This window comes from Pseudomonas sp. R11F (genome assembly GCF_050312575.1).
GTDB lineage: Bacteria > Pseudomonadota > Gammaproteobacteria > Pseudomonadales > Pseudomonadaceae > Aquipseudomonas > Aquipseudomonas palleroniana.
On the sequence record NZ_JBNPJU010000014.1, the window covers coordinates 34,283 to 50,172 of the forward strand.

12 protein-coding genes are annotated in these 15,890 nt (G+C 60.7%); 4 read left to right on the forward strand and 8 right to left on the reverse strand.

The annotated features are described in order from the left end of the window. Positions 1-12: 12 nt before the first annotated feature. Positions 13-1,431, reverse strand: coding sequence for an amino acid permease (locus ACQRBV_RS03555; RefSeq protein ID WP_411985532.1), 1,419 nt, complete (start codon positions 1,429-1,431; stop codon positions 13-15). 383 nt (positions 1,432-1,814) lie between these two features. Between ACQRBV_RS03555 and ACQRBV_RS03560 the strand changes: the two genes are divergently transcribed. Continuing rightward, positions 1,815-4,994, forward strand: a complete 3,180-nt coding sequence (locus tag ACQRBV_RS03560) for a transglycosylase domain-containing protein (RefSeq protein ID WP_411985531.1) — start codon at positions 1,815-1,817, stop codon at positions 4,992-4,994. Here the strand turns inward: ACQRBV_RS03560 and ACQRBV_RS03565 are convergent. The 5 genes from ACQRBV_RS03565 to ACQRBV_RS03585 form a co-directional block, all read right to left on the reverse strand. Beyond that, positions 4,952-6,172, reverse strand: coding sequence for a hypothetical protein (locus ACQRBV_RS03565; RefSeq protein ID WP_411985530.1), 1,221 nt, complete (start codon positions 6,170-6,172; stop codon positions 4,952-4,954). The genes ACQRBV_RS03560 and ACQRBV_RS03565 overlap by 43 nt on opposite strands. A gap of 10 nt (positions 6,173-6,182) precedes the next feature. Further along, positions 6,183-6,671 (reverse strand): CS1 type fimbrial major subunit, encoded by a 489-nt coding sequence (locus ACQRBV_RS03570; RefSeq protein WP_411985529.1) that lies wholly within the window; start codon positions 6,669-6,671, stop codon positions 6,183-6,185. A 19-nt stretch (positions 6,672-6,690) separates the two neighbouring features. Further along, entirely contained in the window at positions 6,691-7,431 is a 741-nt protein-coding gene (locus tag ACQRBV_RS03575; RefSeq protein WP_411985528.1) for a molecular chaperone, read from the reverse strand. Positions 7,432-7,458: 27 nt separating this feature from the next. Then, on the reverse strand, positions 7,459-9,981 hold the full coding sequence (locus ACQRBV_RS03580; RefSeq protein ID WP_411985527.1) for a TcfC E-set like domain-containing protein: 2,523 nt from the start codon (positions 9,979-9,981) through the stop codon (positions 7,459-7,461). 119 nt (positions 9,982-10,100) lie between these two features. Next, the gene (locus ACQRBV_RS03585; protein ID WP_411985526.1) at positions 10,101-10,601 is read right to left on the reverse strand and encodes a CS1 type fimbrial major subunit; all 501 of its coding nucleotides are present in this window, start codon (positions 10,599-10,601) and stop codon (positions 10,101-10,103) included. 452 nt (positions 10,602-11,053) lie between these two features. Between ACQRBV_RS03585 and ACQRBV_RS03590 the strand changes: the two genes are divergently transcribed. Together ACQRBV_RS03590 and ACQRBV_RS03595 are read left to right on the forward strand one after the other, a co-directional pair. Next, the gene (locus ACQRBV_RS03590) at positions 11,054-11,596 is read left to right on the forward strand and encodes a PadR family transcriptional regulator (RefSeq protein ID WP_060754463.1); all 543 of its coding nucleotides are present in this window, start codon (positions 11,054-11,056) and stop codon (positions 11,594-11,596) included. Then, on the forward strand, positions 11,593-12,360 hold the full coding sequence (locus ACQRBV_RS03595; protein ID WP_161548192.1) for a siderophore-interacting protein: 768 nt from the start codon (positions 11,593-11,595) through the stop codon (positions 12,358-12,360). The genes ACQRBV_RS03590 and ACQRBV_RS03595 overlap by 4 nt, the downstream gene beginning before the upstream one ends. 1 nt (position 12,361) lies before the next feature. Here the strand turns inward: ACQRBV_RS03595 and ACQRBV_RS03600 are convergent, their stop codons facing one another. Then, the gene (locus ACQRBV_RS03600; protein ID WP_411985525.1) at positions 12,362-12,985 is read right to left on the reverse strand and encodes a Pr6Pr family membrane protein; all 624 of its coding nucleotides are present in this window, start codon (positions 12,983-12,985) and stop codon (positions 12,362-12,364) included. 4 nt (positions 12,986-12,989) lie between these two features. After that, positions 12,990-13,223, reverse strand: a complete 234-nt coding sequence (locus ACQRBV_RS03605; RefSeq protein ID WP_060754466.1) for a VF530 family DNA-binding protein — start codon at positions 13,221-13,223, stop codon at positions 12,990-12,992. Between the two features lie 214 nt (positions 13,224-13,437). Here ACQRBV_RS03605 and ACQRBV_RS03610 point away from each other — a divergent pair, with 214 nt between their 5' ends. Continuing rightward, a complete protein-coding gene (locus ACQRBV_RS03610) occupies positions 13,438-15,456 on the forward strand; it encodes a TonB-dependent receptor (RefSeq protein ID WP_411985524.1) in 2,019 nt (672 codons plus the stop codon). The last annotated feature ends 434 nt before the right edge of the window (positions 15,457-15,890 follow it).

Below are 15,890 nucleotides of genomic sequence, written 5' to 3' on the forward strand. Positions count from 1 at the left end.
CGCTCCCCCGCACTAAACGGAGCGTGGCACACCCTCACTCGCGTCGGTCGGCTGCAACTTGAAGGCATAGAACACAAGCGTCAGCAGCACCAGGAACACCGGCCCCACATACAGCGCCACGCGGGTGTCCGGGAAGTACGCCATCAACCCCACGACCAACACCAGGAACGCCAGCGCCAGGTACGAACTGACCGGGTACAACCACATGCGGTATTTCAACCCGGCCAGTTCTGCGGCGCTCAAGCTTTTACGGAATTTAAGCTGGGCCAGCAGGATCATCAGCCAGGTCCAGATCGCGCCGAAGGTGGCGATGGAGGTGACCCAGACAAAGACTTTCTCCGGCACCAGGTAGTTGAGCAACACCCCCAGCAGCAGCGCGAAGATCGACAACAGCAAGGCGCGACGCGGCACACCGTTGTTCGAGGTCTTGGCGAAGGTCGCCGGGGCCTGGCCGTTCTGCGCCAGGCTGTAAAGCATGCGCCCGGTGCTGAAGATACCGCCATTGCACGACGACAGGGCCGCGGTGATCACCACAAAGTTGATGATGCCGGCGGCGGTCTTGATACCCAGGCGCTCGAAGGTCATCACGAACGGGCTGCCTTGGGTACCGATCGCATTCCACGGGTAGATCGACAGAATCACAAACAGCGCCCCCACATAGAACAGCAGGATGCGCCAGAACACCGAGCCGATTGCGCTGGGGATGGTCTTCTGCGGGTTCTTCGCTTCACCGGCGGTCAGGCCGATCATCTCCACGCCCAGGTAGGCGAACATGACCATTTGCAAGGACATCAGGACGCCCTGCACGCCATTGGGCATAAAACCGCCGTGGGCCCACAGGTTGGAAATACCCAGCGCCACGCCATCGTTGCCGAAGCCGAACGCAATGATGCCGACGCCGCCGATGACCATCGCAATGATCGTGACGATCTTGATCAGGGCAAACCAGAACTCGAACTCACCGAACGCCTTGACCGCGATCAGATTGATGGTGCCCATGCTGATCAGCGCCGCCAAGGCCCAGATCCAGCGCGGCGTATCGGGGAACCACACGCCCATGTACACCGCGACCGCCGTGATTTCCGCAACACAGGTCACCAGCCACAGGAACCAGTAGTTCCAGCCGGTCAGGAAGCCCGCCAGCGGGCCGAGATAATCCTGTGCATAACGGCTGAACGAACCGGCGACAGGGTTGTGCACGGCCATCTCGCCGAGCGCACGCATGATCACCAGGATCGCCAGGCCGCCGATGATGTACGACAGCATGATCGCCGGACCGGCCATTTCAATGGCCTTGGCCGAACCCAGGAACAGACCGACGCCGATGCAGGCGCCGAGTGCCATCAAGCGAATATGTCGCTCACCGAGTTCGCGTTTGAGCGGGCCGCCTTGAGCGGTCTCGCCATGGGGCAGGGGGTTGCCGACTGGCATAGGGATACAACCTCATCTTGTTATTGGATAGCCCGTCGCGTTTCACACGCCGTTGCCGGTGAGGCCAGGCGGAAATCGAAACCGGGGCCGTCTCATGAACAGCCCCGCCTTGCAGGGCAAGACGATGGGCCGTGCAGTATAAAAAGCCTCGACCAGTGCCTTTCACTGTAAAAGCCAGTCAATTTAGTGGAAGCGCCCACAATAATGCAATTTCACAGGCGCATATGACCTATACCCGGCGACTAATCGCCGCAGCTGCAGTCGTTCACTCAAGGGCGGATTCAGAAGCTTCCCACGCAAAAAACACAATTTCCTCACATCAAGCCCACACCGTCTAAGCTTCAAACAAGTCCGATCAATCTGCGTGAATGGATCAATCGACTATGGGCGCACTGTGGCAAACCGAATCGACCAAGGCTGCGAAACTACAAGGCAGTTCGGAACCAGCGCCTTTACCCCAAAATAAACCCAGGCCCCGCTACGGGCGCCGGCTGTTCTGGCTGATCGTGCTGATGGCGTTGGTGGCCCTGGGCTTTGCCGCTGCCAGAGAGATGCGCACTTCACGCCTGCAAGCCGAGCAATTGAGCAGGCTGGCCAACCAACTGACCTACCGACTGGCCGACGGTCCCAGTGATGCCATCGTGTACCCAGGCCCCGGACCGTTTGATCGACGCCTGGGCTACAGCGACCTCGACGACTTCCTGGCCCGCTTGCTCAAACGCGGTTACGTCGTGCAATCCCAAACGCGCTTCTCCCCCCAATTGATGGATTACACCCGCCAGGGGCTGTTCGTGCCCTACGCGGAAAAAATCCAGGCCGGTTTGTCGCTCACCGATTGCCAGGCGCTGCCGCTGTACCAATACACCTACCCGCAACAGCTCTACGCCAGCTTCGCCGGCATTCCGCCGCTGGTAGTCAACAGCCTGCTGTTTATCGAAAACCGCGACCTGCTCGACCCCGCCGCCCCACAGGCCAACCCCGCCGTCGACTGGCCGCGCTTTGCCAAGGCGGCCTGGTCGCAAGTGGCCAAGACCCTGCACCTGCCCGGCCAGAGTGCCGGCGGCAGTACCCTGGCGACCCAGTTGGAAAAGTACCGGCACTCCCCGGACGGCCTGACACTTTCCGGCGCGGAGAAACTGCGGCAGATGTTTTCCGCCGGCGTACGGGCTTACCAGGCGGGACCTGACACCGCGATCGCACGGCAGAATATCGTGCGCGACTACCTCAACAGCGTGCCGTTGTCGGCCGTGCCGGGGCACGGTGAGGTGCACGGCCTGGCCGAAGGTTTGCGGGTGTGGTTCGGCGCCGATTTCAACCAGGTCAACCAGGCGCTGGTGGGCAATGACCTGCAAGCAAAAGCGCTGGCATTGCGCGAGGTGCTGGCGCTGATCATCGCCCAGCGCCGCCCTTCACATTACCTGGTCAAGGGGCGTGACGAACTGGCGCAACTCACCGACAGCCATCTGCGATTGCTGGCCCAGAACGGCGTGATCGACGCGCCACTGCTCAACGCGGCCCTTGGCGCCACGCTCAGCTATCGCGACTGGGTGCAACAACCCACGGTGCAACCGATTGAAACCAACAAGGGCATCAGCGTCGCGCGCAGCCGGGTTGCCGCGTTGCTCAATCGCCCGCTGTACGACCTCGACCGCCTGGACCTGTCGGCGACCAGTACCTTGCAAGGCACCCTGCAGACCCAGGTCAGCGATTACCTCAAGCACCTGGCCGACCCTGACTACGCACGCCAGCTCGGCCTGCTCGGCGAGCGCCTGCTGACCGCCGCCAGCACGCCTCAAGTCCGCTACAGCTTTACCCTGTTCGAGCTGACCCCGGACGGTTCGCGGGTCAGGGTACAGACCGATAACACCGACCAGCCTTTCGATATCAATGAAGGCAGCAAGCTGGAGTTGGGCTCCACGGCCAAGCTGCGGGTGCTCACCACCTACTTGCAAATCGTCAGTGAGCTGCATGATCAATACGCGGCGCAATCCCCCGCCGCGTTGAAAAAAGTGCCGATCAACGATCAGGACCGCCTCAGCCGGTGGGCCATCGACTACCTGATCCAGACCCCGGACAAAAGCCTGGAAAAAATGCTCGACGCCGCCCTTGACCGCACCTACTCGGCCAACCCGGCAGAAGGTTTTTTCACCGGGGGCGGCCTGCATCACTTCCACAACTTTCGCAGCCAGGACAACGGCCGCAGCCCCACCCTGCGCGACGCCTTGCGCGAATCGATCAACCTGCCGTTCATTCGCCTGATGCGCGATATCGTGCGCTATACCACCTACGCAGGCCCCAACAACAGCGCGCAGTTGCTCAAGGACGACAACGACCCTCGGCGCCAGGAATACCTGGCCAGATTCGCCGACCGCGAAGGCACCGCGTTCCTGCTCAGGTTCTGGAAGAAGTACCAGAAAAAAGACACCCAGGCCCGCCTCGATACGTTCCTCGACAGTGTCCGTGCGACGCCGATCCGCCTGGCGGCGGTGCATCGTTACCTGCTGCCCGAAGCGAGCCAGGAAAGCTTCAACCGCTTCGTGCGCTCGCACCTGGCCGGCAGCAAGGACGCCGGCAAGCTCAGTGACGAGCGCCTGGCCAAGCTCTATCAGGACTACCGCCCCGGCAGCTATGACTTGCCCGACCAAGGCTTCATCGCCAAGGTCCATCCACTGGACCTGTGGCTGCTCGGCTACCTGCTCAACCATCCCGACGCGACCTTCGGCGAGGCCGTGAAAGCCAGCCAGTTCGAACGCCAGGAAGTCTACAGCTGGCTGTTCAAGAGCCGCCATCAAAGCGCCCGCGACAGCCGCATTCGCACCATGCTGGAGATCGAGGCGTTTCTCGATATCCATCAGCGCTGGCAGGCGGTCGGCTATCCCTTCGATCACTTGGTGCCCTCCTTGGCAACCGCCATCGGCAGCTCCGGTGACCGACCTGCGGCGCTGGCGGAACTGATGGGCATCATCCTCAACGACGGCGTGCGCTCCAAGGTGCTGCGCATCGACAGCCTGCACTTTGGCGCCGACACGCCCTATGAAACCCGCCTGATCAACGACCCCGCGCCCGGCAAGCGGGTCATGCCGGTGGCTGTGGCGCAAGCCCTGCGCGGCGCGCTGTCCCAGGTGGTGGATGCGGGGACGGCAAAACGTGTCTCCGGCAGTTTCAAACTGGCCGACGGCACCCCGCTTGCCATGGGCGGCAAGACCGGTACCGGCGACAACCGCATCGAAGCCATCGGCGCCGGCGGCCGGGTGATCAGCTCCAAGTCGATCAACCGCACCGCGACCTTTGTGTTCTACCTGGGCAACAGCCATTTCGGCACGCTGACCGCCTTCGTCCCTGGCCGCTCGGCGGAACACTTCACCTTCACTTCGGCCTTGCCGGTGCAAGTGCTCAAAGGCATGGCGCCGATCCTGATGCCGTACCTGCAACCGGGTAGCCATACCCAATGCGTGCCGGCCGCAGAAAATCGCCAGGCCATAGGCGAAGCCGGCGCAAGGCCCTGGGGCTCGGCAAGCGCTTACAATCCCGAGTCCCACACGACGGTGGCCGTGCCTGAGTAGGCGCTGCCCCCCCCGTGATCGAGCATCTGCGACACGCTGTCGGCCTTGATCTCAAAGTGCAGGGTGCTGGGCTTTCGGGCGATATACCGGGTCGGCTGGAACAACTGGGTGCCCACACCGTCCAGGCGCAAGGGCAGCCGGTTGACCGGGCGCCCGACGCTGTCGTTCAACCCGACGGGCAAGGTGACGGCGACGTCCAGCGGGACTTGATGGCCGGCGGCGTTGCGCATACTGCAGGTATTACCCATGGGCTCGCCGCATTCCAGGGTCATCTTGAATGGCGAGCTGGCCCACAGGTTGACAGTCTGGTCACGGAACAGGCGCGTGGGTTTGCGTCCGTTTTTCAACCACGCCTGCCAGCCCTCCTGGGGTTCGAGTTGCACACGGTTGCCACCCGGCGGCACCTCGACCTTGAGGTGGTGATCGACGTTAAGGGTGAAGTTAAAAGTGAAGAGCGTGTCGTTGGGTATCATCACATCGCCAAAATCAAAGTCGCCGTTCGGGCCGACTGTGTAGGTCAGGCTCCCGGTATATACCCCGGATGCCATCGTCATCGGGTTCGGCGTTCTCAGGGCATAGGCGTATTCGGTCATTCGATACATGAACAGCGTGACATCCGTACCTGGAGCGCGGTTACAGACACCGGCATTTTCAGGCACCAACCAGAAAAACAGGAAATAGGCGGACGAAGGTGACAACCAATTGATTCCCTCACAGGGTGACGGTGCGTAGTACCACTGGCGATACCAGTCCAACTTACCCTCCTGGGTCCATGCGTAGGTGTCAGGTCGGGTATCAGCGCGATGTCCAATCCCGGCGATACGCATCTGTACGACTTCGGCGACACCGGTGTCCTGATGCGTGACCTGCACGTCGCGCCATTCAGACGGCAACTTCCACATCGCGCCTTGACGCGGGTTTACATGGTTGGCCAGGATCGGCGCTATGGAAGTCGCGGTCAGATCATTGGTGCGGATGGTAAAAATGCCCATGGCCTTGCAGCGTGCAGGGATATGCCAGGCACAGATACCGCTTTGCTCAGTGGTATTGACGAACTCTTTGAGCGTGGGGTTGGATGGGTCAGGCCGAAACACAGCGGTAATGTCTTGGGTCAATGCTTGCGCGGCCAGCGGTAACAGCAACGCCAGCGCACACACGGCGCGGATAATCAACTTCATCAAAGAAACCTCATGAGCCCGGCGCAGTAGCATCGAACACCACCCGCACCGTGCCGTAGTAATTGCCGGGAAGGTAGTCGTCGGCGGGTTTGATCGCGACGATTTCCAGCGGGACGCGCCTGCCGGGCTTGGCTTCAGCGGTGGACACCACTTCGCTGCGGTCCAGGCTCAATTCCTGCCGGTTGAAACTCACACGCAGGTCGATACGGTCGCTGCCGTTGTACAGGAATGGCTGTTCCTCAAGCCGTGCACCAATGGCACCGCCGATATTTTTCACATCGAACTGCGCACGCAGCGGACTCAATTGCGACGACACCGGGTTGTAGTCCAGGCGTTGCTCACGGTGGAACAACTGCGGGTCGACCGGCAGCACATAAAAGTCCGGCGTGGGAATTTCGACAAAAACCTCGAAAGTCTCCCGCTCGAGCGCCGCCCGGTTGGGAGTGGCAGTCAGCAGGCTGACGATGGAGACAGCGGCGCACATCAGTAACTTGAGCATTTTTTGCCTCGGCACGGGATCAACCCTTGATCTCAACGGTTTTCTTCGCGGAGCCTTCGATCAGGTTGAAGCGGTATTCGCGCCCCGCTTCCTTGTCGAAGCTGAAACTGCGACCGGCCATGATGTGGTGCTTGACGGTGGGCCGGCAGTCACGCGGGTCGTCGACCCGGCAGTCCTTGAATTCATCCACCACCACGACGCTGTTGCCGTTGTTGTGCAGGGCGTAGCGCCTGGGGGCGTTATCGGCCTGGGTGTCGAAACGCGTGTTTTTCGGGCGCACGAAAAACACCGTGCCGTAGCCTGCAAGCACCCGCACACCGGCGGCGAGGTTGTCTTTGTATTCGGCGCGCTCTTCATCGGTAAGGGCGAATTCATCTTCGCTCTGTGGCACTACGGGCACGAAGCGCACGCGGAAATATCGCTCCTTGTCGCGGTTGCCCATGAACAGCAAGCGCGTGCCCTGGGTACCGTTGGCCGGCACGATCAGGCGCGCCGGGCTGGCCATCAGGCCGTCACGGGCGGTGCCGCCGGCGTGGTCCTGCAACGGCACTTCCCGGTAGCTGCCATCGGCGGCGTAGATCATCTCGAGAATGTTGACCTTGACGAAAGCCGTGGAGGTGCCGCCGTTGAACACGCGCTTCATATAGGTACTTTTTTCCGCATCCAGGTAGTCGTAGACCACCCCGACATTGATCTGCGGGCCGGCGTGGCTGCCCAGCGAAAACAGCGTGGCGCCTAACAGCATGCAAAAACGTTTCATTGCTTGAACCTCAACGGATAAAGGGTTTCAGCCGGCGGTTTGCGTGCCATGCACCACATCGGCCAGGGTGTCCGGCGTACAACTGAGGTCGCCGATCATCAGCACGTCGCCTTCGCGGCGGGCGGTGCCTGGGTCCACGCGGAACTGGCAGAGCAATTGATTGGCAAAGCTCACTTGCAGGGTGGGTGTACCGGCGTGCATTTCCAGGGAGAAGAACCCGTCCACTTCGCTGACCCCACGGCTGGCATGGTTGATCACGTGATGGCCCTTGAGCGGTTTACCCTGGGCATCGAGCAACCGTCCGAGCACGGTGACGGTTTGCATGACACTGATCTTGCGATAGTCCACCCCGCCCTTGTTCAAGTGGTAGTTGCTGCGCGCCGGCTGGATAGCGGCGGCCGGCGGGTGGTTGCCTTCGAAGTCAAAACTCAGGGTGCTGCTCTTGTAAGCCGTGATCGGCACAAAGTTGCGCCCGGGGCGCAAGGTGGCGCTGCCACCGGCCAGGTCATCGGCGCGCAGGGTGATGTCGTCGAGGTCGGTCTCGACATCCACGATCATCCCGGCCCCTCCGGTGTGGTACTGGCTGCTGAGCACCATGTTTTGCGCGCCTACGGCAACGGTGCTATTGAGGTTCAGGCCGCCGCTGAGCTTGTCGTTGAACGAGGAGCGCTGCAAGAATGCGTCGCCGTAGAGCGCTTCGGTCTGGAAGCTGCTGCGACCGGACAAGCCGACGCCATAGGTGTCCGCCGTCGCCGTGGCCGAGACGCTCTGCAGGAAGTGATCATCCAGACTGCGCTGGTAGGTCAGCGAGCCATTGTTGTCGCGGCCGCCATCGCGCGCAGTGCGTGTGCCGAGGCTGGCCGACCATTGCTCGCCTGGGCCGCCAAGGGCGAGGCTGACGCTGATGTCGACACCCCGGTTACGCTTGTCGCCGGTACTGGCCGTGGCCGGGCGATCGAACACCGAAACACGCCAACTGGCATCGCTGCCCAACACCGTACCGCGCTGGTTCCAGCCCAGGTCCAGGCCGAGACCTTCGATGTTGCCCTGGCTGTAGGAGAGCCGGGAGTTGATCGAACTCTTGTTGCTCAGGCGATGGTTGATCGACAACGACGAATTGCTGGCCTGCCCGACGAAGGTGCTGCGCGGCCGCACACGCGTGCCATCGGGCAAGGTTTCATAGGTGCGGCGCGTGTCGAGCCAGCTGCGGTTGTGGCTGGCCACGAGGCTGCCATGGCCGTAGCTGTACAGGCCCTGGATATCCAGGCCGGTGCCGTGATCCTGGGTCTGGTAGACATTGGCATATACGCTGGTGGCGTTGGCCAGGGTCCAGTCGACCGACACGCCATTTTGCAGCTTCTCGCGCACCTTGCGCGTCGACAAACCCAGGATGACCCGGGGATGGGCCAGGTAGTTGGCGCTGGCACCATAGGTCATGAAGCCGCTGGCCTGTTCGTCCCAGTTGCTCAGCAGTTTGCTCTCGCGCCCGAGGAAGCTGCTGTAACGCCAGCGCTCGTCGGCGTTGCGCCAGTTGTTGGGTTTGTAGACCAGTTCCTGGGTGGTGGAGGTGGTGCGGCCGTCTTCGACCAGGCGCACTTCCACCTCGTAGATACCCCCGGGGAGTGGCCGAGTATCGAGGGTCTGCAACCCGGCTGCCACGGCCTGGCTGTTAAGCAGCAAGCCGTTGCGGTAGATCTCCACCGAAGCCTGGCGGCTGGCGGTGACATAGATCGGGTACACGCTGGGCTTGGGGTTGTTGATCAGCAGGCTGTCGGAGCTGCCATACATCACGCCCACGGCAGTGTCGGGATTGGCGCCGAACGCACGTATCTGTCGGGTCAGACCGTCGGAGCCTGGAGTGAAATAACCCAGGCGCAGGAATTGGCCTTGCAGTTCGCGCTGGCTATAAAGCTCGTGTACAGCGTGGTAAAGGGTGGTGTCGGTGCCGCCGAGGCGTGACAACTGTAGGTTCAACGCCTGGGTCCAGTTGCCCACGCTGGAGCTGGCCTCCAGGCCATAGCGCCCACCGAGTTGCTCCTCGGCGCCACCGTTGAGGTTGAGTTGATTATTCAGGATCAGGCCCACGCTGCCTGTTTCAGGCTGATCGTAATACCGTTTGACTTCGGTACTACGCTCGACGTTTTCGGTAAGGATCGAGACCAACGAATTTTCAATACTGTAGTGCACCGCCAACAATTGCGACGGGCAACTTCGCTCACAACTTCCCAGGGGCATGCCCTGTTGCAGCAGTTGCTGCCACTTATCACGCTCACTGGCTGAAAACTGACTGTCGGCAACATCGCCGAACGCCAGTAACGTGATGCGATCATCCCGACCCAGCACGATCATCGCCTCGCCGAGAAACTGTTGATCGAGTTCGACGCGCACGGCCAGCGGCACATCGAAGAAGTGTTGCTCGAAATCGCTGGGCAACTCCTTGGACTGCAGCAACAGGCTGCGCGGCGTGGTGCCAGGCGCTGAGGGCGCTGCCAGCGCGCTGGCGCACAGCGATAGCGCCAGGGCGCCCGCGATAGGCGTCATCGGAAACATGCACGGAATACTCACTTTTACGGACAGCCGGGGCTGTCAAACGGGGCGGCGGCCAGGACAGGCCACCGCTCCTTCATCAACGCCTGGCGTTCAACCAGGCGCTCCACGACACGACGGCGTTACAGTGCCGGCGCGCGCGGCACAGCGTCGAAGATCACGGTGTAGTTGGCGGTGTACAGGCCGTTCTGGTTGTCCGCCGGTTTGGCCGGAGTAATCACCAGGTCAGCCTGGGTGCCTGGGGTGGATTGCGGGTCATCCACCACTTCTTGCGGTGAGGCGGTCAGCACGACGCCGTTGAAGGTGTTGGTCAGCGCAATACTGTTGCTGCCGTTGTACAGCCCGGCTGCCGTAGGGCCACCTTCAATGTAGGCGTGCACGGAGCCATCGGTATGTTTGACGCTGAAGGTTGCACGTAGCGAGCTCAGCTCACCGCTGACGGGGTTGTAGCTCATGACTTCGTCTTTACCGAAGTTGGGATCCAGCGGCTGGGCGTGGAACTGCTTGGTGGGAATGTCCGCCTTGATCTGGATGGAAGTGCGCGCATCATCCGCGGCAAACGCCAGGGACGAACCCAGTACAGCGGCAACCAGTGGCGAGGCAATGGCGATTTTTTTCAACATGACTGAATACCTGTTTTCTAACTTAAAGGAGTTGGCGTTACAGAACGCGCTTTAGCGTTTCCAATAACGTGCATTGACAACTTCGCAAGTTTCAACGCGACACAAGTATCCCGTGAGTTTTCCAACACGTAAGCAGGTGATTTCCTCGTATCGGGTAGCCCGACAACGATCAAGTCAATAGGAAAAACATAGCACTTTGCCAAAACTTATTAATTAGCTGTAAGAAGAAGACTACGCACAATTAAACGAAAGCTTTTATTAGTGGATCATTCCGTCAGAACAATATTACAACCCGTCATTTATACAACTAAAAAAGTTCTTTCCGGATATGAATTCACGGTGCTGCCACGCGTAAACGCAGCGACAGCGACAGGTAGCCATTCGTCCGAAAGGCTTGTGCTCATCTTAAGATATATCTTACGTTATATCTAACCAAGACGGAGAGCCAGCACATGAGAGAGCATCATCCCCACCACCCCCATCATCACGACGGCTTCGAAAAACGCCCAGGACGCGAACGCGGCGGCCGAGGCCCTCGGGTATTTGCACCCGGCGATCTGAAATTGCTGCTGCCGGCGCTGATCGCTGAGCAGCCGTGCCATGGCTACGACCTGATCCGCCAGATAGAAAGCCTGTTCGATGGCACCTACAGCCCCAGCCCTGGTGTGATTTACCCGACCCTGACCTTTCTGGAAGAGAGCGAACTGATCACCGGCGACACCGAAGGCGGAAAAAAACGCTACACAATCACCGACGCCGGTCGTCTCTTCTTAAGCGAGCAAGCCGTTGCCCTGGAGGGTGTACGCATGCGTCTGGACGTCAGCAAACGTTCGCTTCGTGGTCACGACCGCCCGCCGGAAATCCACGAAGCGGTACACAACCTGCGCCATGCCTTGCATTCGCACCACGGGCGCTGGAGCCCGGAAGAAATCGTTCGTGTCGCGGCGCTGCTCAATGGCACCGCTCAAGCCATTGCCGACGGGAAAGCTCAATGAATACTCAAGCCATCCATCGCGTTACCCATGAAATCAAACGTCGCCGCCTGCAAGTATTGAGGGTGGTGGATATCACCCCGCGCATGCGCCGCATCACCTTGGGCGGCCCCGAACTGGCGGGTTTTGTCAGCCTGGGCAGTGACGATCACATCAAGCTGCTGTTCCCACAGAACGCCGCCGAACAGGCAGCACTGGAGAGCCCGACCTTCACGATCAAGGGCGACGGCCCGCAGCCCGCCATGCGCGACTACACGCCACGGCGCTTCGACCTGAGCATCGGCGAGCTGGACATCGACTTTGTCCTGCATGGTGACGGCCCTGCCTCGACGTGGGCAGAGCAGGCGCAGGTCGGCCAGCACCTCTATATCGGTGGGCCTCGGGGCTCGATGATCGTGCCGGATATGTTCGACAGTTACCTGTTGATCGGCGATGAAACCGCCCTGCCCGCCATCGCCCGCCGCCTGGAAGAACTGCCGGCCGGGCGCCAGGTATTGGCGGTGATCGAGATCGCCAACGCGGCGGAACGGCAACCCCTCGAAAGTGCTGCCGACGTGAAAGTGATCTGGGTGATCCGTGGCCAGGATGACCTGCTGGAAACCGTACGCACGCTGACGCTGCCGAGTGGTTCGCTGTACAGCTTCGTGGCGACCGAAAGCAAACTGTCGCGCCAGGTGCGTCGTGTATTGCTGGACACGCACCGGGTCAATGAAGAATTCCTCAAGGCCGTAGGCTACTGGCGTGCCGACGGTAGCGACGAGGAGTGAATCAGGCGTGGGGCTTGATGAGTCTGTCCAGCCCCACCACCGCCAGCGCGATCGCGACAAACCCCGCCAGAATCCCCCCGGCATTCGCAAACACTTGTGGATAACCCAGGGTGCCGACATCGATGAACGGGTACTGATACTGCCCGAGCAAATCGCCCCGCAGCAGCACATAGCCGAAGTACACCAGTGGGTAGATCACCCAGGCGCCGATATGCCCGAGGCGCAAATGGCCCTTGGGCACGCACCGCCACCAATAGATCAAAAACAGCACGGGCATCACGTCATGCAGCAGTTCATCGGCGATGAATTGAAAGCCTGCAGGGCTCCACAAATGCCGCAGCAACAGGTTGTAGGCCAGGCTGACCACGATGATGCTCACAGCAATCCCACTGCTGACCGTAGGCGCCAGGAAAAACCGCCTGGCCGCTGAATCCCGGTTGACCAGCGCATAGCTCAGCACCACGACCACCAGGGTATTGGTCAGTACCGTGAAGAAACTGAAAAAGTTGATCAACCCGCCCAACAGGCTGGCATCGGTGAGCCAGCGCGAATAGAAAATCAGGTACTGCTGAATCGCCAACCCGACCCAACCGGCCAGTGCCGCCGTGGCCACAAAGCGCTTCATGGGATCAATCCAGCGGGCGTTTGGTGCGCATCAGCTTCACGTACAACCCTTCGACTTTCTCCCGCGCCCATGGGGTTTTGCGCAGGAACGTCAGGCTCGACTTGATACTCGGATCGCTCTTGAAGCAGCGGATATCGATGCGTTCGGCCAGGCCTGCCCAATCGTAATGTGCCACCAGGGTGGTGAGGATATGTTGCAGAGTCACACCGTGGAGCGGGTCATTGCTTGTCGCGGTCATGCCAGGCCTTTTTGCAAAAAGAGAAAACACAGCCGCGCACCTTAGCCGACGAGGCGTACAGGTGGAAGCACTGCATTGAATATAGCCCCCGGAGAAAAGTTCCCGCTATTCAGCCGAAAAAGAGATGTTATATTGTAACTACAAATATCAAATGTAATGATCTCGATACCGTCTTGAACCTGCTCTTTTTCGCTGTTTTGCCAAGGAATGTCCGATGTCCCTCTTCCCTCTCTGGCGCTTGACCCCGCTCGCCGCCGCCTTGTTGATCTGCTCCGAAACCCACGCCCTGGAGCTGCGACCTCAAGTCATCACCGCCAACCCGCTGGGCAGCGAGCAACTCGCTTCGCCCACCACCGTGCTCGCAGGCGACGACCTGACCCTGCAACAAAAAGGCAGCCTGGGCGAAACCCTCAACAAGCAACCCGGTGTGTCGTCTTCGTACTTTGGCCCCGGCGCCAGCCGACCGATCATTCGTGGCCAGGATGGCGACCGCATTCGCATCCTGCGCAATGGCGTGGGCGCGCTGGATGCCTCGTCCCTGTCCTATGACCACGCCGTACCGCTGGACCCGATCAACGTTGATCGCATCGAGATCGTGCGCGGCCCGGCGGCGCTGCTGTACGGCGGCAGTGCCATCGGGGGCGTGGTCAACACGTTCGACAACCGCATCCCCACCGAGGCCATCGAAGGCATCCACGGTGCCGGTGAATTGCGCTACGGCGGCGCCGACACCACCCGCAGCAGCGCGGGCAAGCTGGAGGCCGGGAATGGCACCTTCGCCTTGCATCTGGATGCCAATGCGCGGGAATTCAACGACCTGAAAATCCCGGGTTATGCACGCAGCCGTCACGCCCCTGAAAGTGAAGACGGCCCTGGCAAAGAGGGCCGCCTGGGCAACAGCAGCGGGCGTCAGGACGGCGGTGCGCTGGGGGGGGCCTACACTTGGGACGACGGTTATGCCGGCCTGTCCTACAGCAACTACGACAGCAACTACGGCTCACCCGCCGAGCAGGACGTGCGTATCCGCATGAAGCAGGATCATTACGCCTTTGCCTCCGAGTTGCGCAACCTGCAAGGCCCGTTCAGTTCGGTGAAGGTCGACGCGGGGTATACCGACTACCAGCACCGGGAGATTGAAGGCGGCGAGACCGGCACCACCTTCAAGAACAAGGGCTATGAAGCGCGGGTCGAGGGCCGTCACCTGCCTATCGGTCCGTTCGAGGGTGTGGTCGGTGCCCAGGTGAGTCGCAACGAGTTCTCGGCCCTCGGCGAAGAAGCCTTCGTGCCACAGACCGATACCAACGCCGGCGCGCTGTTCATCCTCGAAGAAATGCAAGCCACCGAGCGCCTGAAACTCAGCCTTGGAGGGCGCCTGGAACACACGCACATCGACCCGGATGCCAAAGGCAACGCGCGTTTCGCCAATGCCGACCACTCCAATGACTTCAACGCGGGCAGCCTGTCATCAGGCGCGGTATATAGCCTCACGCCGGTGTGGTCCCTGGCCGCCACGCTGGGCTACACCGAGCGCGCCCCGACATTCTACGAGCTGTACGCCAACGGCGCCCATGTCGCCACCGGCACTTACGAAGTGGGCGATGCCAACCTGTCGAAAGAAAAAGCCGTGTCCAGCGACCTGGCCCTGCGTTTTGACAACGGTACCCACAAGGGCAGCTTTGGCGTGTTCTACAGCCGCTTCTCCAACTACATCGGTTTGCTGGGCAGCGGTCGCACGCTGAACGATGAAGGTGAAGAAGACGCCGGCGGGATCCCTGAGTACAAATACTCCGGCGTACGCGCACGTTTCGCCGGCTTCGAAGCCCAGGATCACTGGAAGTTGGGCGAAGGTGCCTACGGCAAATTCGCGCTGGAACTGTCGGGCGATTACACCCGCGCCACCAACCTGGACACCGGCGAAGCCTTGCCACGCATCGCGCCGCTGCGTTTGAACAGCGGTTTGCTGTGGGAGCTGGACCGCTGGCAGGCACACATCGATGTGGAACATGCAGCGGGTCAAGGGCGTGTGCCGGCTAACGAAAGCGGCACCGACGGCTACACCACCTTGGGCGCCAGCGCGGGTTACCGCTTCAATGTGGGCGGCAGCGAGTGGCTGGCGTTTGTGAACGGCGAAAACCTGACCAACCAGACCGTTCGCTACGCCAGCTCGATTCTGCGTGATATCGCACCGGCTCCAGGGCGCAGTGTGCAATTGGGCATCCGCACCACCTTCTAAAACCACAGCCAAACCCTGTGGGAGGGGGCTTGCTCCCGATGACGCAGTTCCAGTCGCTGTAGCCAATGACTGAACCACCGCCATCAGCAGCCCCCTTTTTTCATCCTGTTTTTGCAGCGACATTTAGTCACTGTTACCAAAACTGAAACGATGCATCTTGCGATTCGTGCTTTCTCTTGTTTCGCCGCCGCATTATCCTTGCCCGCAATAAACTGAAACGTTTCACGCCTGCGGTCGACCCCATCTTGCCGAATTTTTTCCTTTTTAAAGACAGCGCTGTCTTACCCCGACCTGCGCCTGGGAATAAATCACCCGCCTGTGGATAACCCCGCTGCACCCCAGAAAAACCAAAAACAACGATGAACCAAGCCCGCGCTGAATCGTCATCTACAGTGAAGCACGGGGTTACATAATTCCAACGTAACGGAGAAACA

Coding starts and splice junctions, on each gene's coding strand:
- ACQRBV_RS03610 (WP_411985524.1), top strand. CDS start 13,438: ATGTCCCTCTTCCCTCTCTGGCGCTTGACCCCGCTCGCCGCCGCCTTG.
- ACQRBV_RS03595 (WP_161548192.1), top strand. CDS start 11,593: ATGAATACTCAAGCCATCCATCGCGTTACCCATGAAATCAAACGTCGC.
- ACQRBV_RS03590 (WP_060754463.1), top strand. CDS start 11,054: ATGAGAGAGCATCATCCCCACCACCCCCATCATCACGACGGCTTCGAA.
- ACQRBV_RS03600 (WP_411985525.1), bottom strand. CDS start 12,985: ATGAAGCGCTTTGTGGCCACGGCGGCACTGGCCGGTTGGGTCGGGTTG.
- ACQRBV_RS03605 (WP_060754466.1), bottom strand. CDS start 13,223: ATGACCGCGACAAGCAATGACCCGCTCCACGGTGTGACTCTGCAACAT.
- ACQRBV_RS03575 (WP_411985528.1), bottom strand. CDS start 7,431: ATGAAACGTTTTTGCATGCTGTTAGGCGCCACGCTGTTTTCGCTGGGC.
- ACQRBV_RS03565 (WP_411985530.1), bottom strand. CDS start 6,172: ATGAAGTTGATTATCCGCGCCGTGTGTGCGCTGGCGTTGCTGTTACCG.
- ACQRBV_RS03585 (WP_411985526.1), bottom strand. CDS start 10,601: ATGTTGAAAAAAATCGCCATTGCCTCGCCACTGGTTGCCGCTGTACTG.
- ACQRBV_RS03555 (WP_411985532.1), bottom strand. CDS start 1,431: ATGCCAGTCGGCAACCCCCTGCCCCATGGCGAGACCGCTCAAGGCGGC.
- ACQRBV_RS03560 (WP_411985531.1), top strand. CDS start 1,815: ATGGGCGCACTGTGGCAAACCGAATCGACCAAGGCTGCGAAACTACAA.
- ACQRBV_RS03580 (WP_411985527.1), bottom strand. CDS start 9,981: ATGTTTCCGATGACGCCTATCGCGGGCGCCCTGGCGCTATCGCTGTGC.
- ACQRBV_RS03570 (WP_411985529.1), bottom strand. CDS start 6,671: ATGCTCAAGTTACTGATGTGCGCCGCTGTCTCCATCGTCAGCCTGCTG.